21 protein-coding genes are annotated in these 22,602 nt (G+C 61.6%); 15 read left to right on the top strand and 6 right to left on the bottom strand.

What is annotated here, in order from left to right:
• Nucleotides 1-284: 284 nt before the first annotated feature.
• From ACOVQ0_RS04225 to ACOVQ0_RS04185, 9 genes are all read left to right on the top strand, one after another.
• Nucleotides 285-968 carry a TetR/AcrR family transcriptional regulator gene (locus ACOVQ0_RS04225; RefSeq protein WP_421880539.1) on the top strand — a complete coding sequence of 228 codons (684 nt, stop codon included), beginning with the start codon at nt 285-287 and terminating at the stop codon, nt 966-968.
• Nucleotides 969-1,067: 99 nt separating this feature from the next.
• Nucleotides 1,068-2,231 carry an amine dehydrogenase large subunit gene (locus ACOVQ0_RS04220; RefSeq protein ID WP_421880535.1) on the top strand — a complete coding sequence of 388 codons (1,164 nt, stop codon included), beginning with the start codon at nt 1,068-1,070 and terminating at the stop codon, nt 2,229-2,231.
• Nucleotides 2,228-2,776 (top strand): MauE/DoxX family redox-associated membrane protein, encoded by a 549-nt coding sequence (locus ACOVQ0_RS04215; protein ID WP_421880533.1) that lies wholly within the window; start codon nt 2,228-2,230, stop codon nt 2,774-2,776. Before ACOVQ0_RS04220 ends, ACOVQ0_RS04215 begins: the two co-directional genes overlap by 4 nt.
• Complete coding sequence (locus tag ACOVQ0_RS04210; RefSeq protein ID WP_421880530.1) at nt 2,773-3,378, top strand: methylamine utilization protein MauD; 606 nt, start codon at nt 2,773-2,775, stop codon at nt 3,376-3,378. Before ACOVQ0_RS04215 ends, ACOVQ0_RS04210 begins: the two co-directional genes overlap by 4 nt.
• Before the next feature lie 25 nt (nt 3,379-3,403).
• Nucleotides 3,404-3,946, top strand: coding sequence for a methylamine dehydrogenase light chain (locus ACOVQ0_RS04205; RefSeq protein WP_421880527.1), 543 nt, complete (start codon nt 3,404-3,406; stop codon nt 3,944-3,946).
• A 10-nt stretch (nt 3,947-3,956) separates the two neighbouring features.
• Nucleotides 3,957-4,469, top strand: coding sequence for a cytochrome C (locus tag ACOVQ0_RS04200; RefSeq protein ID WP_421880524.1), 513 nt, complete (start codon nt 3,957-3,959; stop codon nt 4,467-4,469).
• Between the two features lie 471 nt (nt 4,470-4,940).
• Nucleotides 4,941-5,144, top strand: a complete 204-nt coding sequence (locus ACOVQ0_RS04195) for a hypothetical protein (RefSeq protein ID WP_421880521.1) — start codon at nt 4,941-4,943, stop codon at nt 5,142-5,144.
• A gap of 366 nt (nt 5,145-5,510) precedes the next feature.
• On the top strand, nt 5,511-5,696 hold the full coding sequence (locus tag ACOVQ0_RS04190; RefSeq protein WP_421880518.1) for a YezD family protein: 186 nt from the start codon (nt 5,511-5,513) through the stop codon (nt 5,694-5,696).
• A 100-nt stretch (nt 5,697-5,796) separates the two neighbouring features.
• Entirely contained in the window at nt 5,797-8,295 is a 2,499-nt protein-coding gene (locus ACOVQ0_RS04185) for a TonB-dependent receptor (protein ID WP_421880515.1), read from the top strand.
• A gap of 69 nt (nt 8,296-8,364) precedes the next feature.
• Here the strand turns inward: ACOVQ0_RS04185 and ACOVQ0_RS04180 are convergent, their stop codons facing one another.
• Nucleotides 8,365-9,198, bottom strand: coding sequence for a TIGR00266 family protein (locus ACOVQ0_RS04180; protein ID WP_421880513.1), 834 nt, complete (start codon nt 9,196-9,198; stop codon nt 8,365-8,367).
• 144 nt (nt 9,199-9,342) lie between these two features.
• Here ACOVQ0_RS04180 and ACOVQ0_RS04175 point away from each other — a divergent pair, with 144 nt between their 5' ends.
• The gene (locus ACOVQ0_RS04175) at nt 9,343-10,605 is read left to right on the top strand and encodes a YceI family protein (protein ID WP_421880510.1); all 1,263 of its coding nucleotides are present in this window, start codon (nt 9,343-9,345) and stop codon (nt 10,603-10,605) included.
• Here ACOVQ0_RS04175 and ACOVQ0_RS04170 read toward each other — a convergent pair.
• The 4 genes from ACOVQ0_RS04170 to ACOVQ0_RS04155 all read right to left on the bottom strand — a co-directional run bounded on the left by ACOVQ0_RS04170 (nt 10,574) and on the right by ACOVQ0_RS04155 (nt 15,759).
• Nucleotides 10,574-11,359: a TetR/AcrR family transcriptional regulator gene (locus ACOVQ0_RS04170; protein WP_421880507.1), complete on the bottom strand. Its 786-nt coding sequence runs from the start codon at nt 11,357-11,359 to the stop codon at nt 10,574-10,576. The genes ACOVQ0_RS04175 and ACOVQ0_RS04170 overlap by 32 nt on opposite strands.
• A gap of 223 nt (nt 11,360-11,582) precedes the next feature.
• Nucleotides 11,583-13,028, bottom strand: a complete 1,446-nt coding sequence (locus ACOVQ0_RS04165; RefSeq protein ID WP_421880504.1) for an efflux transporter outer membrane subunit — start codon at nt 13,026-13,028, stop codon at nt 11,583-11,585.
• Complete coding sequence (locus tag ACOVQ0_RS04160) at nt 13,028-14,536, bottom strand: DHA2 family efflux MFS transporter permease subunit (protein ID WP_421880577.1); 1,509 nt, start codon at nt 14,534-14,536, stop codon at nt 13,028-13,030. Before ACOVQ0_RS04160 ends, ACOVQ0_RS04165 begins: the two co-directional genes overlap by 1 nt.
• Nucleotides 14,537-14,613: 77 nt before the next feature.
• Entirely contained in the window at nt 14,614-15,759 is a 1,146-nt protein-coding gene (locus ACOVQ0_RS04155) for an HlyD family secretion protein (protein WP_421880501.1), read from the bottom strand.
• Between the two features lie 128 nt (nt 15,760-15,887).
• On the opposite strand from ACOVQ0_RS04155, the gene ACOVQ0_RS04150 reads away from it, so the two are divergent.
• The 5 genes from ACOVQ0_RS04150 (at nt 15,888) to ACOVQ0_RS04130 (ending at nt 22,034) form a co-directional block, all read left to right on the top strand.
• Nucleotides 15,888-16,097, top strand: a complete 210-nt coding sequence (locus ACOVQ0_RS04150; RefSeq protein ID WP_421880499.1) for a hypothetical protein — start codon at nt 15,888-15,890, stop codon at nt 16,095-16,097.
• Nucleotides 16,098-16,102: 5 nt separating this feature from the next.
• Nucleotides 16,103-16,666 (top strand): alkyl hydroperoxide reductase subunit C, encoded by a 564-nt coding sequence (ahpC, locus tag ACOVQ0_RS04145; RefSeq protein WP_421880496.1) that lies wholly within the window; start codon nt 16,103-16,105, stop codon nt 16,664-16,666.
• A 179-nt stretch (nt 16,667-16,845) separates the two neighbouring features.
• On the top strand, nt 16,846-18,405 hold the full coding sequence (gene ahpF / locus ACOVQ0_RS04140) for an alkyl hydroperoxide reductase subunit F (protein WP_421880493.1): 1,560 nt from the start codon (nt 16,846-16,848) through the stop codon (nt 18,403-18,405).
• Between the two features lie 158 nt (nt 18,406-18,563).
• Nucleotides 18,564-20,495 carry a glycoside hydrolase family 3 protein gene (locus tag ACOVQ0_RS04135; protein ID WP_421880489.1) on the top strand — a complete coding sequence of 644 codons (1,932 nt, stop codon included), beginning with the start codon at nt 18,564-18,566 and terminating at the stop codon, nt 20,493-20,495.
• Between the two features lie 72 nt (nt 20,496-20,567).
• The gene (locus ACOVQ0_RS04130; protein WP_421880486.1) at nt 20,568-22,034 is read left to right on the top strand and encodes a helicase HerA domain-containing protein; all 1,467 of its coding nucleotides are present in this window, start codon (nt 20,568-20,570) and stop codon (nt 22,032-22,034) included.
• Between the two features lie 9 nt (nt 22,035-22,043).
• On the opposite strand, the gene ACOVQ0_RS04125 is transcribed toward ACOVQ0_RS04130, so the two are convergent.
• Nucleotides 22,044-22,580 carry a DUF3237 domain-containing protein gene (locus ACOVQ0_RS04125; RefSeq protein ID WP_421880483.1) on the bottom strand — a complete coding sequence of 179 codons (537 nt, stop codon included), beginning with the start codon at nt 22,578-22,580 and terminating at the stop codon, nt 22,044-22,046.
• Between the last annotated feature and the right edge of the window lie 22 nt (nt 22,581-22,602).

Genomic DNA, 22,602 nt, shown 5'->3' with positions numbered 1-22,602 from the left:
GCGAACATATCGGGCGGAAATTCGCGCCGGAAGGGCTGGTTGCCTTTCCAAGCGGATTTCCGTTCGAGATGGAAGCCATTCCAGCGTCCCGTAGGGATTTGATCAAAATGGCCCATCACTGCGTTGGATGGCCTTGAAATAGAACCACTATTCCTGCGCCCATCCGCCTTGCGCTGGGCCATTTTGCCTCAAACCTCGAAGGTGCGAGTAATAGGTCCTGACCCTAGGGGATGGGCGTCAATGTCCTTGGCGCGGGCGCGACCTTGGTGTTATGCGCGGGTCTTATGGCTGCCCGCCCCGACAATCTGGAAACCGATCTGCCCTCTGCCCCGCGCCCCGGCACCTATGCGCGCGGGACGGAGACGGTGGATGCGATCATCAAGGCGGCGCTGCGCGTGCTGATCGATGAAGGTTCGGGGGCGTTCACCATCCGGCGGATCGCGGCGGAATGCGGGATGAAGGTGGGCAATGTCAGCTACCACTTCCCCAAGAAGGAACTGCTGATCCAGACGTTGCTGGACGATATCATCGGCAATTACGACAAACTGCTTGAACGCACGGTGCGCCAGCCGGGGCTTGATGCCGAAGAGCGGCTGCGACTGGTTGTGGTGATGTGCCTTGACGATATTGCCGGAAAGCGGACCACGCGGCTGTTCCCGGAACTGTGGGCGCTGGCCAATCACAACGAATTCGTGGCCGATCGCGTGCGGGTGTTTTACCAGCGGGTCCACGATATCATCGCGGAATATGTGGCGCTGCTGAACCCTGCGCTGAACGAGCAGCAGGTGCGCGACATGGCTTTGTTCATCAGCGCCTCGATGGAAGGGGCGACGCCTTTCCTTGGCTATGAAAAGCCTTGGGCGGAGCGCATGTCGGCGTTCACGGCGATTGCCGCGCATGGATTGGTGCAGCTTGCCAAGACCATTACACCGGCGCAGATTGCGGGCCTTGATAACCGGCGCCCGTAAAGGCGCGCCGCAGCTTTCTTTCGCAAGTGCAACAAGGCGCTTGACCGAATCTGGACAATCGTCAAGCCTTGGGCCTGCGGGTTGAATCAGGGGGCCGTGATGACAGGTTTGAGCATGGTGGCGCGGGTTGCGTTGGTCGTGGCGGCTGCCGGGGCCTTTACCGGGCCGGTCATGGCGGAAAACGTGATTGCCGAGGCTGAAGAGGCGGCGGTCAGCACTATCGCGCAGCCCAAGGCGAACTGGTTCTATGTGCGTGGCGGTTGGGGCAGTGCGGGATCGAGCATTTTCGATGCCGGCACGGGCAAGATGGTGGGCATGGTTTCCACCAGCCGCGATTCCGATCTGGCGATCGATCCTGACGGCAAATTCTATTACGTGGCCGAAACGATGTGGACCAAGGTCAACCGTGGCACGCGGATGGATTTCATTTCGGTCTATGACAGCACTTCGTTGAAGCTGGTGGGCGAAATCCCCACGCCGGGGCGGCTGATCATCGGCGGGTTCAACACCAATTTCGTGCTGAGCGATGATGGCAAGACCGCCTATGATTACAACTTCGATCCGGCATCGTCGGTCAACGTGATCGACATGGTAAAGCGCAAGTTCGTGCGCGCCATCGAACTGCCGGGTTGTGCCAGCCTGATCCCCAACCCGGGCGTGGGCTTTTCTGCCCTCTGCGCCGATGGCACGCTGGCGACAGTGGCGGTGAAGGGGGCTTCGCAGGAAATCACGCGGTCCGCCGAGTTCTTCGATGCAGCGGTGGACCCGATCTTTTCCAACGTGGCCTATGATCGCAAAAAGAAGCTGGCGGTGATGCTCAGCTACACCGGGCAGGTGCGCACGGTGGCGATGGGCACGGCTCCGGTGGTGAGCGCGCCGCTCTCGATGCAGGAAGCGGGCGGGATGCGCGCGGCCGATGTGAAGCCGCTGGACGTGGCGTGGTATCCGGGCGGGATGCAGCCGATGGCGCTGCACCGGCCCAGCGGCACGGTGTGGGTGCTGATGCACAAGGGCGAATACTGGAGCCACAAGGAAGGTGCCGAGGAAATCTGGGGCCTCGATCTGGCTACGAAGAAGCTGGTCAAGCGCATCCCGGTGGAAGGCCACCCGCGCAACATCGAGATCACGCAGGACGATGCCGCGATGATCATGGTCAACGGTATGGACAACAATGCGGTGATCATCGATTCAAAAACCGGCGAGGTAAAGCACGAGATCGAGAACGCGGGCGGCGGGCTGATCACGGTGGTCGAACCGAAGTGAGCGAGGCGCTCGACACCACGCTGGCGATCTGTGGCGGCGTGGCAGCCGTGGGGAACGGGCTGGTTTTCCTGACGGCGGGCGTGGCCAAGCTGCGTAATCGCCGGGTGTTTCCCGGGGTGGTGGCGAACTATCGGCTGCTGCCGCAAGCGCTTGTCGGGCCGGTCGCTTGGGTGCTGCCTTGGGCTGAAGTCGTGATTGGCGCGGCTCTGCTGGGCGGAATCGCTTTGGCGGCGGCGCCTGCTGCGGCTCTGCTGCTGACCTTCGCAGTGGCGATGGCGGTGAATATCGGGCGAGGGCGCGCGCATATCGATTGCGGGTGCGGGCGTTCGGACCTGCGTCAGCCGCTGAGCCGGGTGCTGGTCGTGCGCAACGTGATGCTGGCGGTTCTGCTGGTCCCGGCGCTGATGGCAATGCCAGCGTTTGGTTCGGTGGCGTGGGGGCTGTCGCTGGCCGGGGGGCTGGCGCTTTATCTGATGACATTGCTGGTGAACGCATTGGCAGCGCTGGCGGCAGGGCCGCTGGCTGGTGAAAGGAATTCGCGATGATAACCGCGCTGATCGTGGGGCAAGTGCTTTCGTGGGTGGTGATCATCGCGCTGGTGGTGGCGCTGCTGGCGCTGGCGCGGCAGGTGGGCGTGCTGCACATGCGTGTGGCGCCTGCAGGAGCCTTGCAGACGAGCGGCGGCCCGGCCGTGGGCGGCAAGGCTCCGGCGGTTCCCGCGCATACGCTGGAGGGGCAGGACGTGATCGTGGGCGGTCCGGCCAAGGGCGTGCCGCTGCGGTTGCTGATGTTCGTTTCTGCCACGTGCCCGCTGTGCAAGGGCCTGATCCCGGCGGCGCGGTCCTTTGCGAAGGATGAGCGGGTGGAACTGACTTTTGTAGGTGATGATGACGCGGCGGCGCAGCAGGGGTTGATCGCGGCGCAGGGGCTGGAAGGCTATCGCTTTATCAATGGGCCGGAAGTGGGGCAGGCGTTCGAGGTGGGCAAGCTGCCCTATGCGGTGCTGCTGGATGCAGAAGGCGTGATCCTGTCGAAAGGCCTGGTCAACAGCCGCGAGCATCTGGAGAGCCTGGTCGTGGCGCATGAACTGGGCATCGCGACGGTGCAGGACTATATTTCGGGGCTGAAACAGCCGGTTGCGGCGTGAACGGGACGAACGAAGGGGGCATGAGATGATCAGGTTCAATCCCGATGCGGCGGGCGAAAAACTGCTGCGGAGACTGGCTGGAGGCACGTCGCGGCGGGGCATTCTTTCGCGGTTGGGCGCAGCGCTGGTTGCGGCACCGGTGTTCCCGCTACTGCCGGTGAGCAGGGCGGAAGCGGCAAAGCCCGACCGTTCGCCCGAGGCCAAGACCGCGTTTGCGCGCAGCGCGCAAACCAAGGACGACACCAAGTGCAATTACTGGCGCTATTGCGCTATCGATGGATCGCTTTGCACGTGCTGCGGTGGCGGGATTCACACATGTCCGGCAGGATCTGAACCTTCGCCGGTTTCGTGGGTGGGATCGTGCATCAATCCTGATGACGGCAAGGCCTATATGATCGCCTACCGCGATTGCTGCGGCAAGCCGACGTGCGGCCAGTGCGGTTGCGACAATACGGACCGCGAAACGCAGCTCTATCTGCCGCAGCTCAACAATAACGTGATCTGGTGCTTCGGGACGAGCAGCATGGAATACCACTGTTCCACCGCGATGATGATTGGCGCGGCCTGAGGGCGGGGCAATGCGCGCGCTGGGTCTGGCGGCTTTGGCCCTTCTTGTCGCTCCGCAGCTGGCAGCGCGCGGCGATCCGCGTGCAGAGACGGTGGCGCATGGGCTGGCTGCGATCAGTGATCCCGAACTGGCACGCGGCGATTATGTGGAGCATTGCGCCGGGTGCCACGGGGTGCAGGGCCTTTCGGCTCCGGCCAAGCTACCCGAACTGCGCGGGCGCGTGGGCTACATGATGTGTACGGAAGATACGCGCGCCTACCTGTTGCGCCTGCCGAACATCGCCAAGAGCCGGATCACGGACAATCAGCAATTGGCAGATATGCTGAACTTCATGGTGTTCGGGCTGGGCGGAGAGAGCGTGATCCCCGGCACGCGTCCGTTCACGGCGGATGAAGTGGCGCACGAGCGGCGCTTTGCGCTGACATCGGCCTCACTGGTGGCGGAGCGGCAGCGCCATGTTGATACCGCGATCCGCAAGTGCGGCGCGCCCGAAGCCTTCAGGGATTTTTACCGCCCGCGCTGACAAGAGCCGTTGCGGATATATTCCGCTTTGGAAGATTAATGCTGGGGTCGGCAACGCCATCTGCCCGACTTCGAAAGCGGTCAAATGCTCCCGTGATCGGTATCCAAAAACGGCGTGTGAATAATGTGATTCGAATCACACTCTCCATCGCAACGGCGGGGAATTGCGCCGTGAATCCTGCAGAAATGCTGCTGACTCCATTTCCGCACAAGTTGTAGGCAGGAGCATCAGGCCGAGATCATCCGCTGGGTTTCCTGCAAGCGATCGCTAACTGTCAGGAGAGTAAGTAAATATACGATAGCGATGATGAATGCCTCATCCAGCGGCCCGGGCGTTTCCTCTTAAGCGGTGCATTCTTTGCTTTCGCTCGAGCGCCACTCGGCTACCAATTCCAGCATGATTGCGGGGGCAAGACGGAGCCTGAACGGTTCGTCTGCCACATACCGTCAAGGAACAGGATGGGGCGTCGCCATGCAAGTAGCAGCCAAGCCATTGGAGGAAGTATTCGTTACCCTGTCGGGCGCACTGGATGCGCTCGATCAGCATGGCGAGGCTATGGCGGCGCTGCACCTGGCGATGGCGGTGGATTGCCTGCGCGCCTGTCTTGATGCGCCGAACGACGATCGCAGGCAAAGGCGGCAACGCCCGAAGTTGCGGTTGGTGGCCTCATCCTGACAATTCAAGGTTACCGCATCAGCGGCTAACCCGGACGAATTCATCAAGAGCCAGCGGTTCGTCCGGCGCAAGGCGCGCTTTATCGCAGGTATATTGTCTACATCATTGGTAGAGTTATGTCCTGACGCAGGCAGGGCGGGTATGCGCATGTACCCGTGCCTGCCGCTCTACTCCCGCGAATGAGAGAGAAGTTTGCCTACTGAACGCCATAGTCGAAATTTAATGTCTACTGAAATAATTGAGTATACATGGTCCGTAACGGCCGGTCGAATCGCCGAAAAATTCGGAAGGAGATCGGACACCGCCGGATCGGCGGCGCACATCGGGCAAACGATTGGCTTGCGAGGATACAGGATGAACAGAGCGATGAGCGAACCAGCACCGTCCGGCAGACACCTCCCCGGTGATGCCGAGCGCCATCTTGAAGAAAGCCTCGCCAGTGTGCGCGAAGCCCTTACCGGGCTGCGCTATGGCGCGGTTCAACTGACGGTCCACGAGGGCCGGGTTGTCCAGATCGACGTGACCGAGAAGAGACGGCTCAAGCCGAACTGATCGTTCCGTCAAATTCCCCGAGAATAACAAAACAATCCAATATCCGCGCCGCTGACCGGACCACCGGAAGCATCGTTCGGGAAACCATGAGGTCCTTGCGATGAATTTCCGTGTCCTGCTTCTGGCGGGGGCTGCGCCCTTTGCCCTTCTTTCGTTTGGTGTTTCGTCCAGCGCGCTTGCTGAAGAAACCGTTCCTGCTTCGGCAGCGGTTCCTGAAACCGCCACTTCAACAGCCGGTGTGGCAGCAGAGCCGCCGCAGGAATCCTCGGTCGGCACCGGCGCCAATGAGAGCGGGACGATTGTCGTCACCGCGCGCCGCCGCGCAGAAACCGCGCAGGATGTGCCGCTGGCAATCTCGGTTGTCGGTGGCGACCAGATCGACAGCACCGGCAGCTTCAACGTGGGCCGTCTGCAACAGATAACACCCACACTGCAGTTCTATTCCTCCAACCCGCGCAACACTGCGGTGAACATCCGTGGCCTTGGCGTGCCGTTCGGCCTGACCAACGACGGTATCGAGCAGGGCGTCGGTATCTATATCGATGACGTTTACAATTCGCGCGTGGCATCGGCCACGTTTGACTTCCTTGACGTGAAGCAGATCGAAGTGCTGCGCGGGCCGCAGGGTACGCTTTATGGCAAGAACACCACGGCAGGCGCGATCAACATCACCACCAATCAGCCGACTTTCGATTTCGAAGCGCGGGCTGAAGCAAGTGTCGGCAACCTGAATTACGTTCAGGCCAAGGCAGCGGTTTCAGGCCCGATCACCGATACGCTGGCGGCGCGTCTGGCGGTTTCTTCGACCAATCGGCGCGGCACGATCTACAATGCCACATCGCGGCAGTGGATACAGAGCCAGGACAACCTTGGCCTTCGCGGGCAACTGCTGTTCCAGCCCAACGACGCTTTCAGCATCACGCTGGCAGGCGATTACAGCGAGCAGGACGCTGTGTGCTGCGGTTCGGTCTATGTCGGAACCGGGACCACGCAGCGGGCGCTGAACCGGCAGTTCGCGGCTCTGGCAGCGGCGCAGGGCTATACCCCGGTAAGCACCAATCCGTTTGACCGCGTGACCGATCTCGATGCGGCATTGCAGGCGGGCAACAAGATCGGCGGCGCATCGATCAAGCTGAAGTGGGATGTGGGGCCGGGCACGCTGACGTCCGTCACGGCATGGCGCTTCTGGGATTGGCAACCCCAGAACGACCGCGACTTTACCGGGTTGCCCATCGTCACCCGATCGCAGAACCCATCGCAGCAGGACCAGTACACGCAGGAATTGCGCTATAACTATAGCGGTGATGCAGTGGATTTTGTGGTGGGGGCGTTCGGCTTCTACCAGCGGATCGACACACAGGGCACGGAATCGCACGGATCGGCATCGACCAAGTGGAATCTCGCTCCCAACAATGCGCTCTACAATTCCAATGTGCTGGACGGGCTGACCGCGCGCAACACGCAGTTCCTCAAGAATACCAGCGTTGCGGTCTATGGTCAGGCGAGCTGGAAGGTGACACCTGAACTGACGCTGCAGCCGGGCATTCGCGTGAACTACGACAAGAAGGATGGGTTCTATCAACGCCGCGTATTCAACGGCGCGGGGACCGAGATCCTGCTCGATGGAACAACCAGCGCGACAAAGACGGCGCAGCTTGCCATTTTTACCCCGCAGGAGATTTCGCCGGAGTTCAGTGACTGGAACTTCAGCTATGACTTTACCGCCAGCTACAAGGTGGCCGAAGGCGTGCTGGCCTATGCGACTTATGCCAAGTCGTTCAAATCAGGCGGGATCAACCAGAACGGCGTGCCGACCGATGCTCAGAACAACCCGTTGCTGGGCACCGCAACGGTCAAGCCGGAATCCGTCAATCACTATGAACTGGGCATCAAGACCGAGTTTCGCGACATTGGTGCGATCTTCAATCTTTCGGCCTTCCGCACCGACATCAAGGACTATCAGGCCAACGTGAACAACGGCCAGTTCGGGGTGTTGCGCGGCTATCTGGCCAATGCTTCGGCGGTGCGGTCACAGGGTTTCGAAGCGGACTTTTCGATCCGGCCGAGCGAGCGCTTCAACGCCTATACCAATGCGGCTTATACCGATGCCACCTATCGCAAGTTCACCGATGCGCCGTGCCCGCCGGAGCTTTCGGGCGGGACTGTGGCAACCGGGAGCCAGGTGCCAGGAGCCGCAGGGACGCCGGGTGCGCTCAGCCCTGCGAACTGCGACATTTCGGGGCAGCGCCTGCCGGGTGTATCGAAGTGGTCGTTCTCGTTCGGGTTCGAGGCGAATGCACCCGTTTCGCTGCTGGCGCAGGATGGGCAGATCTACTTCGGCTATGATGGCAGCTATCGGTCAGATTTCTCGTCGAACCCCAGTCCGTCGATCTACACCAATGTCGATGGCTATTCGCTGTCGAACTTCCGCGCGGGATTCCGCACCGATGACGGGTTCGATATCTATGGTTGGGTGCGCAATGCGTTTGACCAGAACTACTTCGAACAGCTTTTCGTCGGGCCGGGCAATACCGGGCTGATCGCCGGGCTGCCGGGCGATCCGCGCACTTGGGGCTTTACCCTGCGCAAGGCTTTCTGATCCTTCCCACCCCGCAGGACCTGCGGAACTTCAGGGCCGACGGTGAAAGCCGTCGGCCCTTCTTTGTCATCAGTTGTTGCCACCAATGAAATCGCCCAGTCCGCCCAGAACCGAACCTTCGCCCCGGTTCTGGCCTCCGCGTGAACCGGCGGCAGCAAGCATCCGCCCGGCAAGGCGCGAGAAGGGCAATGATTGGATCCAGACCTTTCCGGGGCCGCGCAGGCGGGCGAAGAACAGGCCTTCACCGCCAAACAGGACCGACTTCACGCCGCCTGCGGTGACCAGATCGAAATCGATCGAAGGCGTGTAGGCGGCAAGGCAGCCGGTATCGACGTGAAGTTCCTCGCCCGCGCGAAGTTCCCGCTCCACGATGGTGCCGCCCATCTGGACGAAGACCCAGCCATCGCCTTCGAGCTTTTGCATGATGAAGCCTTCGCCGCCGAACAGCCCGGTCATCACCTTGCGCTGGAAAGCCACGCCGATCGAAACGCCGCGTGCGGCGGCAAGGAAGCTGTCCTTCTGACAGATCAGCGTGCCCCCGACGTCCGACAGTTTCATCGGCAGGATGGCGCCGGGGGTGGGTGAGGCGAAGGCCACGCGAGCCTTGCCGTGGCCGTTATGTGTGAAGACCGTGGTGAACAGGCTTTCCCCGGTGACGAGCCGCTTGCCAGCGCCGAGCAGTTTGCCCATGAAGCCGCCCTGTTCCGCGCCGCTGCCATCACCGAACACGGTGGTCATGCCGACCGAACCATCTTTCCACACCAAAGCGCCCGCTTCGGCGACGGCGCTTTCACCGGGATCGAGTTCGATTTCGAGGAACTGCAGTTCCTGCCCCTTGATCTCGAAATCGATGTCATCTGCGATCGAAGCGCTGCGGTGGTGGGACCAGGGACTGTTCGACATTGTGATCTCCGTTCGGATGGACTGACGCTGATGTAGCAATCGGATGTGGCAAGTGAAGTGAGGATACCTTGCGTTGGTCGATGCAGATATGCCACTCGTCATGGCAGGGCGCATTGGCGCCTCACTTTTTCGAGAAGGCCGCCGATGACCGCCATTTCGCCGACACGCTATTCTACCGCTGCCATCGCGTTGCACTGGATATTGGCTCTGTTGCTGTTGTTTCAGGTTGGCCTTGGTGGAGGGCTGGAGCATTTGCCCAAGGGCGTGGCGCAGTTTGCCGGGTATCAGTTCCACAAGTCGGTCGGCATCCTGATCCTGCTGCTGAGCCTTTTGCGACTGGGTGTGCGACTGGTCAAACCGCGCCCGGCACCGGTTCCCGATGGCAAAGCGCAGATGATGCTGGCGAGCGCGGTGCATGTGCTGCTCTATGCGATCATGATCGGCGGGCCGATCACCGGGTGGATCATCGTTTCGACGGCAAAGGTGCGCTTGCAGACCATGCTGTTCGGCGTGGTGCCCTGGCCCGATTTGCCGGTCGGGCAGGCGCTGCACGAACCCGCCGAGGCGCTGCATGGCCTGCTGGGGCCGATGACGCTGGGGCTTGTGCTGTTGCACGTGGCTGGCGCGCTCCACCATCACTTCAAGCGTGAGGATGTGATCGGGCGGATGTTGCCCGCTGCGATCACAAGCTGGCGCGGGATGGGCTTTGCGGCAGCAGTGGCTGTGATCGCCGGGTTTTTCGCGCTGAGCGGGGGCAGAGGGATGACTTTTGGGGCACCCGCTGCTGCGCCCTCGGTTCAGGCATCCGCTTCGGAAGCGGTTGAGGAAATTGCCCCTGAAGTCAGCGAAAGCGAAGCCGTGGTTTCGCCGTCGGAGGTTGCCTCTGAAGCGGCGGCAAGCGCCAAGGCTCTGCCTTGGAAACTGGACAAGGGCGGGCGACTTGGCTTCACGGCGGACTACAATGGCGAGGCGATCAAGGGATCGTTCGGACGCTGGGACGCGAAGATCGTGTTCGATCCTGAAGATCTGCCGGGATCGTCAATCCGCGCAACGATCGATCTGGCTTCGGTCGAGAGCGGAGACAGCCAGCGCGACGATATGCTGCGCAGTGACAGCTTCTTTGGCGTAGGGAGCAATCCTTCGGCGCAATATGTATCGACATCGATCCGCGAAACGGGCGCGGGCCGCTATGTGGCCAACGGCACGCTGACCTTGCATGGCCAGCGCAAACCGGTGGCACTGCGGTTCAACCTCAAGATCGATGGCGACAAGGCGACTGCCACGGGCAGCGCGGCATTGCAGCGTCTGTCATTTGGCGTCGGTGAGGCGGAGTGGTCTGCCGCCGACCAGTTGAAGGACGCGGTTGGCGTGGACTTCAGCTTTCGGGCGACACGGCAGGGAGAGTGAGGCTGCCCGTGTTGCGCAGGCCTGCAAAGAAGAATTCCGAATAAGCCCGCGCCCAACGCTCTGTTTCTTCACGTGAAGGCGGCGGAGCGGCACCGGCCATGCGGACGTGACCAAGAATTCCCTCGATCCAGAAACGTGCCGCCAGTTCGGGGTTGCCCAAGGCAATCTGCCGTTCGCTTGCAAGCTGTGCCAGTTCTTCGCCCACGCCTTCGATGGCTTCGGCATACATCGCAGAGCGATAGGCATATGTGTTGTCGCCGAACTCCTGATCGCACCAATCCACCAGACGTTCCATCATCAGGCCGTCGGTGGATTGCAGCGTTTCCATGATCTCGGCAGCGCGCAGGCAGAAGGCTTCTTCGGCAGGCAAACCGGCACCGATGGCCATGAATTTCAGCCTGCGTTCGCTCGTTTTCAGCGCGAGCAGGGCTTCGAGGAATTCACGCTTGCCGGAAAAGCGCGTGTAGATCGTGGCCTTGCCGATTCGGGCATGGCGGGCAACGCGATCAAACGTGAACGCTTCGAAGCCATGTTCAAGGAGAACATCCCATCCGGCTTCAAGGATGCGGGTAGGAAGGCGCTGCGCTTCTTCAAGCGAAGGGCGACCACGACGGCTGATCGTGGTCGCCCCGGGGGTGCCTGCCTGCGATGATCCGGCAATTGCCGAGCCATCGCACGCCGCGTGGCCGGCAGCAGGCACGATATCAGTGCAGGGTTGTTCCTGCCGATCCGGGCAGTCGTGCGGAAGCGTCATGATGGCGATCCCGCTCGCACAAACGTTCTGCGAGCGTATCGGCCAACCGGTTGCGAACCGGGCACGACATTTCCAATCCTTCGCGATAGGCCTGCCAGAGGCGTAGGCCCGCATCGGTTATCCAGCGCATCTTTCCCATATCCTCGTTCAGACGAGTTCTTATGCGAAGAGAGTGCCTCAGCCGACAGCAGAGTCAATATACTATAAAATGGGCGAAACCGTTTCATTTATCGGCATCCGCGCTTTGCCACCCAAGGCCCAGCGCCTTCTCGACGGCGATAAAGCTGGTGGTCAATTCGGCGCGTGCGGCGGACGACGCCATTGCCAGTTGCAGTGCCTGACGTTCTGCGTCCAGTGCATCTGACTTGCCGATGCTGCCCGCTGCCAACCGCTGGCGCTGCAGATCGACATTACGGCGCGCACTGGTTTCCGCGTCGAGAGCCTTGCCCAACGCGATACGCTGCCCGCCAAAGCGCGCGAGCGAACCTTCGGCATCCTGCAATGCTCGCAGAACCGCATTGCGATAGTTGGCCTCCGCCTCGGCATAGGTACCTTTGGCCACTTCGACCTGACGTTCTGCCCGGCCTCCGTCGAACAGGTTCCATTTGATCTGCGGCAACGCAATGCCAACGAGATTGCCGGGATCGAACACATCGCCAATGTCCTGCCCGCCAAGGCCAAGCAGGCCGAGGAACGAGATCTTGGGGAACTTGTCGGCAATGCGTGCGCCGATATCGGCATTGGCTGCGGCCAGTTGGCGTTCGGCCACGCGGATGTCAGGGCGGCTGCGCAGAAGCGTGGCGGGGTCACCAACGGCTACTTGCGCAGGGGGCAGTGGCACGGCGACCGGCGCGCCGAGCAGGCTGTCCAGCGCGCCCGGTTCCTTGCCCGTCAGCACGGCAATCTGATCCATCATAACGGCGATTTCGGCTTCGCTGCGGGCGAGGTCAGCCTCGCTGGCCGACGCCTGCGCTTCTGCCGCGTTGAGAGGCTGGCGCGGAATCGTGCCTGCGGCAAAACGCTGCTTGGCCAATGCCACGAGGTTCTGATCGATTTCCACCTGACGCTGCTGAAGCGCCTTCATCGATTGGCGGGCGCGCAGGCCGACGTAAGCGCGGGCAACTTCTGCCGAAAGCGTAACGCGCGCATCGGCAGCAGCGGCTTCCAAGGATTGCGCACGTGCGGATGAAGCCTCGATCTTGCGGCGCGTGCCGCCGAACAGATCGATTTCCCACGATGCGTCGAAGCCCAGGTTATAGGCGTTGATCTCGTCCCGCCCGCTGCCTTCGCCCAGCAGGTTGCCCGGCACATTGATGTATGGCGCGGCGAATGACGTGCTGATTGTGGGAAGCGCTGCCGTGCGATTGGCGGCGAGCGTTGCGCGCGATTGGGCGACGCGGGCGTTAGCGGCGGCGATGCTAGGGGCGTCGGTCAGGGCTGCGTCAACCAGTTGGTTGAGCACGGGATCGCCAAGGCTTTCCCACCAGCGAGCAGACGGGGCCGTTGCAGTTGCAAGGCCATCGGCGCGGAGGAATGTCCCGCGTGCTGCCGATTGCGGAGCCGCATCCGGGGCGCCTGCATAGTTCGGGCCAACCGTGGCGCAACCAGCAAGCAGGGCGGCCATCAGCGTCGCTGCGGCGGCGCGGCGATAAGGGAGCGAGCGAGGCATCAGTGACCAGCCTTTGCATGGTAGCCCTTGGGAAGCGGGCGAAGGAGCAGAACAAGCGGTGCGACCAGCAGAATGCCAATCGTAAGCGCCATGAAATCATCGTTGAAGGCCATGACCAGTGCATCGCGCATGACCATGCCATCGAGCGAACGCATCGCCCCGGCAAGCCCATCGGGGCCGCCGCCATAGGTCATCGCCTGCTGGCTGATCCAAGCCTGCACGTCGAGGTCGTTTGCGCCCAAAGCGCTGTGTAGCGACCAGCGGTGGAACTCCCAGCGTTCGTCCTGCAACGTGGCAAGAGCGGCAAGTCCGATGGAGCCGCCAAGGTTGCGACCAGCGTTGAAAAGGCCTGCCGCGTCGCCAGCCTCATCGCGCGAAACGGAACTGATCGCAGCCTGATTGAGGAACATCATGCAGAACACGGTGCCAAGCCCGCGCATAAGCTGGGTAACGACAAAATCGTCGCCGCGCGATTGGGCTGTGAGTGCAACGTCCATGTAGCACGACAGCCCAAGCAGGACGATGCCGGTGCCGACAATCAGACGAAGATCGACGCGTGAAATCAGGATGGGGAACAGCGGCATCATCATCATCGCCGGGATGCCCGACAAGAAGACGATCTTGCCCGCCTGCATTGCGTTGTAATCAGCAATCGCGGCAAGGAACTGCGGAATGACATAGGCCGTGCCAAACATCACCGCGCCCAACACGAATGCCAGCACGAATACTGCGGCAAACGCGCGATTGCGGAGCAGTGAAAGCTTGATCACCGGGCGGCGTGCATAGAACTGGCCAAGACCGATCATCACGAAGCCCAGCAGCGTCACCGCGCTCAACTGCCAGATCAGCGCAGATTCAAACCACTGTTCGCGGTGGCCTTCTTCCAGAACCACGGTGATGCCACCAAGGCCCAGAACCATGCCGATCACGCCCAGCCAATCGGCGTTGATCAATTCGCCAAGCTGCATCTTGCCCTTGGGCAGACCGATATAGAGCAGCGTCATCAGGATCACGCTGATCGGCACGTTGACGAAGAAGGCGTAGTGCCAGCTGAAGTTTTCGGTCAGCCAGCCGCCCACAAGCGGGCCAAGGACCGGTCCCATGATCACCGTCAGCCCGAAAAGTGCGGTGCCGATGGGTTGCTGGTTTGGTGGCAGGCGGGTGGCGATAATCGTTAGTGCCGTGGGAATCATCGCGCCTGCGGTAAAGCCCTGGCCGACGCGACCCAGAATCATCATGGTCAACGATGTCGAAAGCCCGCACATCACCGAAAACGCGGTGAACAGGACAGTCGCGATCATCAGAAAACGGCGCAAACCGAACACACGCTCAAGCCATCCGGTGAGCGGGATGATGATGATTTCCGCCACCAGATAGGCGGTGGCGATCCATGTGCCTTCGCTTGACGACGCACCGATTTCGCCCTGAATCGTCGGCAGCGATGCGTTGACGATCGAAATGTCGAGCGTGGCCATCAGCGAACCGATGGCACCGGCTGCAACGCCCATCCAGGCGGTGATATCGGCCTTTGCGGCGGGCGCGGGTGGCTCGTCGGGAAGGCTTTCGTCGAGAGTGGCGGAACTGCTCACTTGGCCGAAGTCCGTTCCTGTTCCTTGCGGATCGCGTCGATCGAAGACTTGGCAGCGCGTGTATCGACCTCAACCGTCAGCGACAGGCCGGGCACCAGCACCTTGCGCGATTCAGGCCCCGCGTTGATGCGGATGCGCACGGGTACGCGCTGCACGATCTTGGTGAAGTTGCCGGTGGCGTTCTGCGGCGGAATCAACGAGAAGTTGGCGCCGGTGCCGGGCGTGATGCTTTCCACCACCCCACGGAAATCGACATCGGGCAGGGCGTCGACGTGGACCTTGACCGGTTGGCCGGCGCGCATCAAACCGATCTGGGTTTCCTTGAAGTTCGCCTCGACATAGATCGCTTCGGTGGGAACGATGGTCATCAGGCGTTGGCCAGGCTGTACGAACTGACCCACGCGAACCGTGGAATTGCCCACCTTCCCGCCAATCGGTGCAATTATGCGGGTTGTGGCAAGATCCGTGCTGGCAGCATCGCGCTGAGCCTGTGCGGCCTTGATCTGTGCGGTGGACTGCCCGGTCTGGGCCTGCGCGCTGGCAACCCGGTCGTTCGCGGCGGCAACGGCGGCACGCTTGGCCGCAACATCGGACACGGCCTTGTCGCGGTTGGCGACGAGCTGGTCGAAAGCCTGCTTCGGCTCTGCGCCAGAAGCCACAAGGGGGCGCATTCGGGCAACTTCACCGTTGAGGTAGGAAAGTTCGCGCATGGCTGCATCAAGCGCGGCCCCGGCCTGACCAACGGCCGACCGGGCCTCGGCAATCGCAGCGCGGGATGCAGCCTCGGTGGCGCGGGCAACATCGACTTGTGCGGTGCTTTGCGCAAGGCGGGTGTTGTAATCTGTCGGGTCGATCTGGATCAACAGCGCCCCGTCTGCAACCGACTGGTTTTCCTGCACGGCGACGTTGCGCACATAACCACCGAGCTTTGAACTGATCGTCACGCCATCAGCTTTCACATAGGCGTCATTCGTGTTCTGCAGATAGCGGCCGACCGTCTGGTAATCGTACAGCGCCCAAGCGCCATAGAGCGCGCCAGCGCCCAGCACGCCAAGGGCAACGCGGCCGATGGTCTTCTTGCGCTGATCGTCCCGACCGGTCTGTGCGGGAGCGGCGGGGGAAATGTCGTCTGTGGCGGCCATCTGATGTCCATTTACGAAAAATAGAACGAAATCGTTCCGTTGCGATTTGCCACTTGGTTTAATCGCGAGAGGTTTTCAAGTGCGGAAATTGGTATGCATTGTGCAGAAAATGCATTTGGCGCGCGAAAATGCCGGAGTTTGGCCGCTTTGATGCCGAGTTTTCACCTTTGGGCAAAAATTTTGTGGATCAGGCGTTTGCTGAAACAAAACTGAAAAATGCGCTATTGATCGATGCAATCAATCAAACAGGGCGGAATTGCTCATTGGAAAAACCGCCTGCCATGCACTACCTCGGCTCCCGTAACCGAGTTCACCAATCCACCAACAGAAGGATTTGAGTCTTATGTCGATCGTCGGAACCAAGCTGCTGCCGTTCCAGGCAACCGCCTACCATCAGGGCAAGTTCGTGGACGTGAGCGATGCGGACGTGCTCGGCAAGTGGGGCGTGTTCTTCTTCTACCCCGCCGACTTCACCTTCGTCTGCCCGACCGAACTGGAAGACCTCGCCAACATCTATGGCGAACTGCAGGGCCTCGGCGTGGAAGTCTACTCGGTGTCGACTGACACGCACTTCAGCCACAAGGCATGGCACGACAGCTCGCCGGCCGTGGGCAAGATCAACTACTACATGCTGGGTGATCAGAACCACACGATCTCGAACAACTTCGGCATCCTGCGCGAAGGCGTCGGCCTTGCCGATCGCGGCACCTTCGTGACCGACCCCGATGGCACGATCCAGCTCGTCGAAATCACGCCCGAAGGCGTGGGCCGCAACGCTGCCGAACTGCTGCGCAAGATCAAGGCTGCCAAGTACTGGCGCGAGAACCCCGGCCAGGTTTGCCCTGCGAAGTGGGAAGAAGGCGCTGAAACGCTGGCTCCCTCGTTCGATCTCGTCGGCAAGATCTGATAACACGCGGCGGAAAGATCACCGCGTGGGGTTGATCGTTCTGCCATAATCGCCGGACGGGCCGTGCCGATGACGGGCGGCCCGCCGGTTCCACGCCACCGATCCCGAAATTCCGTGTGATCCCCCGTGCGCCGACCAGACGGTGACGCGCGGCTCCGTTTGTCCGAAAGGTTTGTAAGATGTCCGTTCTCGACGCCGCCACCACCGCCCAGCTCAAGGCCTACCTAGGCAACCTGCGCCGCCCTGTTGAACTGGTCGCTACGCTTGATGACAGCGCAAAATCGGCTGAAATGCGTGGACTGGTCGAAGAGATCGCCGCGCAGTCTGACAAGGTGACCGCGCGCTTCGATGGCACTGATGAACGCGCCCCCAGCTTCGCCATCCGCGCCGACGAAGGGCGGGCGCAGGCCGTGTTTGCAGGCCTGCCGATGGGGCACGAGTTCACCTCGCTGGTCCTCGCGCTGCTCCACGTTGGCGGCCACCCGCCCAAGGAAGATGCGGACCTGCTCGATCAGGTCCAGGGCCTCGATGGTCCGCTGCACTTCGAGACGTTCTTCTCGCTGACCTGCCAGAACTGCCCCGACGTGGTGCAGGCGCTGAACATCATGGCAGCGCTTAACCCGAACATCACGCACGTTGCTATCGATGGCGCGCTGTTCAAGGATGAGGTCGAGCGTCGCCAGATCATGGCCGTGCCGACCGTATTCCTCAACGGCCAGCCATTCGGTTCGGGCCGTATGGACCTGGCGCAGGTCGTCGCAAAACTCGACACCAATGCTTCGTCACGCGCGGCAGAGAAGATCGCCGCCAAGGATGCGTTCGACGTGCTGGTGGTCGGCGGTGGTCCTGCTGGTGCGGCAGCGGCGATCTATGCTGCGCGCAAGGGCATCCGCACCGGTGTGGTGGCTGAACGTTTCGGCGGTCAGGTGCTCGATACAATGGGCATCGAAAACTTCATCTCGGTCCAGCACACCGAAGGGCCGAAGCTGGCCGCGCAGCTTGAGAACCACGTCAAGGAATACGACGTTGACGTTATGAACCTGCAACAGGCTACCGCGCTGGTTCCGGCGGAAGAGGGCGGTCTGCACGAAATCCGGCTTGAGAACGGGGCGAGCCTCAAGGCGAAAACCGTGATCCTTTCCACTGGAGCGCGCTGGCGGCAGATGGGCGTGCCCGGCGAGGACGAGTATCGCAACAAGGGTGTCGCCTACTGCCCGCACTGCGATGGTCCGCTGTTCAAGGGCAAGCGCACGGCTGTGATCGGCGGGGGCAACTCCGGCGTTGAGGCGGCGATCGATCTCGCGGGCATCGTTGCGCATGTCACGTTGATCGAGTTCGACGATCAGCTTCGCGCCGACGCGGTGTTGCAGTCCAAGTTGCGCTCGTTGCCCAACGTCACCATCATCACCTCGGCCCTGACGACCGAAGTGCTGGGCGATGGCGCAAAAGTAACGGGCCTTGTCTACAAGAACCGCGAAACTGAAGAACTGCACACCGTCGAACTCGAAGGTATTTTTGTGCAGATCGGCCTCGTTCCCAACACTGAATGGCTTAAAGGCACGATTGCGCTCTCGCCGCGCGGTGAGATCGAAATCGATGCGCGCGGTGCAACGAGCGTGCAGGGCGTGTTCGCTGCGGGTGACGTGACGACCGTCCCTTACAAGCAGATCATCATCGCGATGGGTGAGGGATCGAAGGCAGCGCTTTCGGCGTTCGATCACCTGATCCGTCACGGTTGAGTTCCCGAAAAGGGTTGCACGCGCAGCTCATCGGGTCGCAGGAGCGGCGGCAAGACTTGGTCTTGTCGCCGCTTTCGTATTCACGGTTGCCTTGAAGAATGCACGCGGTTAGCGTTTGGCGTGTCTTGCGCTGTCAGCCGCAATGGGAGAGAAAAACAATGCCTCGGTCCGCCCGCTCGATCCTTCGTGGAGCCCTTCTGCTTGCCTCGGTATCAGGCATGGTCGCAACCGCGCTGCCCGCTGCCGCCAAAGCGCCGTTCCGCGATCTCAACCACAACGGGAAGCGCGACGCTTATGAAAACCCGGCACTTGCCCTGGACAAGCGTGTCGAAGACCTGATGCGCCGCATGACGCTGGAGGAAAAGGTCGCGCTGATGCTCCACGGTTCCCTGCAGGCCGAAGGCGGGCGCGGCATCGGCATGGGCAAGGCCTATGACAAGGCGTCCGCGCAAGAACTGCTGGCGCGCGGGGTCAACAGCTTCATTACGCGCATCGGTCCCGATCCGCGCACGTTTGCGCAGGAAAACAACGCGATCCAGAAACTGGCCGAAGCAACCCGCCTTGGCATTCCTGCAACGATTTCCACCGATCCGCGCAATCACTTTGCCGTGACGGCAGGGGCCAGTTCCGAAACGGGCGGCTTTTCACAATGGCCCGAAACGCTGGGCATGGCCGCCATCGGCGATGAAGCGCTGGTTGAACGGTTCGGCAAACTGGTAGCCGCCGAATATCGCGCGGTCGGCATCCAGATGGCGCTCAGCCCGCAGGCCGATCTTTACACCGAACCGCGCTGGCCGCGCGGTGTCGCCACTTTTGGCGCTGATCCAGCAACCGTATCGCGCCTTGCCGGTGCCTATGTGCGCGGCTTTCAGGGGAGCGCAGGGGGCTTGGTCAAGTCCGGCGTGGCCACGATCGTAAAGCACTGGGTGGGCTATGGCGCAGAGCCGGAAGGCTTTGACGGTCATAACTATTATGGCCGTACCGCAAAGCTCGATAACGAGAGCTTCGCGCAACACGTTGCGGCGTTCGACGGCTCTCTGGCGGCAAAATCGGCGGGCGTCATGCCGACTTATGTTATTGCCGAAGGCGTGACGATCGATGGCAAGCCGGTGCCGCAGGTGGGGGCTGGTTTCAGCAAGCCGATGATCGAAGGCCTGTTGCGCGGCACCAAGAAGTTCGGCGGCATTGTCATTTCGGATTGGGCGATCACCAACACCTGCCCGGAACAGTGCATGGCACCCACCGCTGAAAAGCCGCAGGGCTTCGCCATCGCCATGCCGTGGGGTGTCGAAAAGCTGGCCGAGGAAGACCGTTATGCGATGGGCGCCAACGCTGGCATCGATCAGTTCGGTGGTGTTGATGATCCCGCGCCTTTGCTGGCTGCGGTAAAGGCCGGCAAGGTTTCGGCCAGTCGCGTTAACGAAGCTGCGCGGCGCGTGCTGCGCCTCAAGTTCGACCTTGGCCTGTTCGACAATCCTTATGTCGATGCCGATGCCGCCGCGCGCATTGTCGGTAGCAAGGCTACCCAGGCCGAAGCGGATACTGCGCAACGCGCGGCGCAGGTGCTGCTGGAGAACAAGAACGGGTTGCTGCCGCTTTCGGTCGGCAAAAAAGTCTGGCTTTCTGGTGTTTCAGCCGACGCGGCAAAGGCTGCGGGATTGGTCGTGGTCGATGCGCCCGAACAGGCTGATGTGGCTATCGTGCGCGTCGCTACGCCGCATGAAACCTTGCATCCCAATCATTTCTTCGGTTCGCGCCAGCACGAAGGCCGTCTGGATTTCCGCGCCGATGACGATGCCACGAAAACGGTGAACGCAGCAGCAGCCAAGGTGCCGACGATCGTGGCAGTGGATCTGGATCGTCCCGCCGTGCTGACACTTCTCAAAGACAAGGCTTCCGCGCTTTATGGGCTGTTCGGCGCCAGCGATGCGGTGTTTCTTGATCTGGTGACCGGAAAGGCAAAGTCGAAGGGCAAATTGCCGTTCGAACTGCCTTCTTCGGCCAAGGCGGTTGAAGAGCAGCATCCCGGACGCCCTGATGACAGCGCCGATCCGCTTTACAAGCGCGGGGATGGCATCGTCCTGCCCTGAATTGGATAAGGCCGGGGAAATCGCCTCTTCCCGGCCTTGCCGACTCTTCCGCGCTGGGCCAGAGCGACCTTCGTGAGCGCCACTATCGTCATCGGTGCCGACCGGTCTGGCGCCCCTGTCAGGATCGACGTCGAAGAACTTCTTGCCACCCGCCTGCTCGTGCAGGGCAACAGCGGGTCCGGCAAGTCGCACCTGTTGCGCCGGTTGCTGGAAGAAAGCGCCAGCATCGTTCAGCAGGTGGTGATCGACCCTGAAGGCGATTTCGTGACTCTGGCCGAACCTTTCGGTCATGTCGTGGTCGATGGCTCTGCCTACGATGCGTCAGAGATCGGCAAGCTTGCGGCCCGCATTCGCAAGCATCGGGCGTCGGTTATCCTCGCGCTCGATGGACTGGAACTTGAAGCGCAAATGCGTTGCGCAGCGGTGTTTCTGAACACCCTGTTCGATGCCCCGCGCGAGGAATGGTATCCTGCGCTGGTCGTTGTCGATGAAGCGCAGATGTTCGCGCCTGCCGCTGCTGGCGACGTATCTGATGAAGTGCGCCGTCTCAGCCTTTCTGCGATGACCAATCTGATGTGCCGTGGCCGAAAGCGCGGGCTTGCTGGCGTGATTGCCACACAGCGCCTTGCCAAGCTGGCCAAGAACGTTGCCGCAGAAGCGTCCAACTTCCTGATGGGTCGCACGTTTCTCGATATCGACATGGCGCGCGCTGCCGATTTGCTCGGCATGGAGCGCAAGCAGGCGGAAACGATCCGCGATCTGGAACGCGGGCATTTCCTTGGTTTAGGCCCGGCCATTGCCCGCCGTCCCGTGGGCGTGCGCATTGCCGATGTGCAGACCCGCGCGCGCAATGTCGTGCAGGGCCTCATGCCATTGCCGAATGCTGGCGGAGCAGAGATGGAATCGCTGCTCCTGTCAGAACCGCTGGCGATGGAGCCGCAGCCCCGTGTGCCCGAAACGGAACCGCTGCCGGTCGAGAGCGAGGACCTGCTCGAACAGATCGAAGGCTATGTGCCTGCGGCGGAACAGGTCGAACCCCCGGTCGCGCCCAGCCTGTTCGAGGCTGAGGAAACTGCTGCCAGCATTGCGTCGATCCTTGCCGAGATGGCGCTGGAGCCGGACTGCACGTTCCAGCCTGCAGCCCAGCTTTATCAGGATTTCACGGTGCGGTGCCGGATGTTGCGCATTTTGCCGGGCATGGACCTTACCGCGTTCCGTCGCCGCTTTGCGATGGCGGTGGCAGGTATCGCGGATGACAAGATGCCGGAGTGGCAAGACCTGCTGCGTATCGGCAAGGACGTGCCTGACGATCTTCTCGCACCCTTTCTCACGCTTGCCCGCGCTGCAGCGGAGGGTGCGCCGTGCCCCGATGACGAACGCCTTGCCGAAATCTATGGCACGCGCTCTGCCGGCCGTATCCGCCGACTGCTCGAACATCTTGAGAAGAGCAATCTTATCGTGGTGCGCACTGATTATGGCGGCAGACGCTCCGTCGGTATTCCGGCGCTGGGGTTGACCACAGCGCCGGTCGAAGCCTGACGCTGGCAATTACTCCACGGTATAGAAGTCGATCACAACGCTGTCGGGTTTGCGGATGCCGCGCGCAACGAAGACCTTGCGGCGCATCCACGCATGGGAGCCGTCCTTCACCATGAAGCGCGGCGTCGTGCGGAAGTAGTAGGCCGAAGGATCGACCGGTTCTCCCTTGGCAAGCTTCTCGATCACGTCAGGGGCGGCGGTGCGAACGCCGGGGTTCGTCACCTCGATCACCGTGCCGTCTGCTGCCTTGATGAAATAGCGCGCTTCGATGCTGGTCAGGCCACCGGGCATAATGACCTGCCAGTCGCCGCCTTCAGGAAGGACTGTGCCGGAAAGTGCCGGGCCGCTTACCGTGCCGCCGGTGATGGGAATGAAGCGGCGACGGCCGTTATCGACCTCGCCCTGTTCAACCACCGGATCGAGCGTTGCGCGCACGGAAAAGGCATAGGTCAGCGAGGGAGCAGGTGCAGCAGGACCATCTTGAGCGAATGCCGGAGTCGCCATGATCATTGCTGCGAATGCCACCGTCAGCTTTCCAATCAACACTTTGCCTCTCCTTTTGCAGTCT

It is taken from the genome of Novosphingobium sp., assembly GCF_049240505.1.
Taxonomy (GTDB): domain Bacteria; phylum Pseudomonadota; class Alphaproteobacteria; order Sphingomonadales; family Sphingomonadaceae; genus Novosphingobium.
This window is presented reverse-complemented; position numbering and strand designations above follow the sequence as displayed.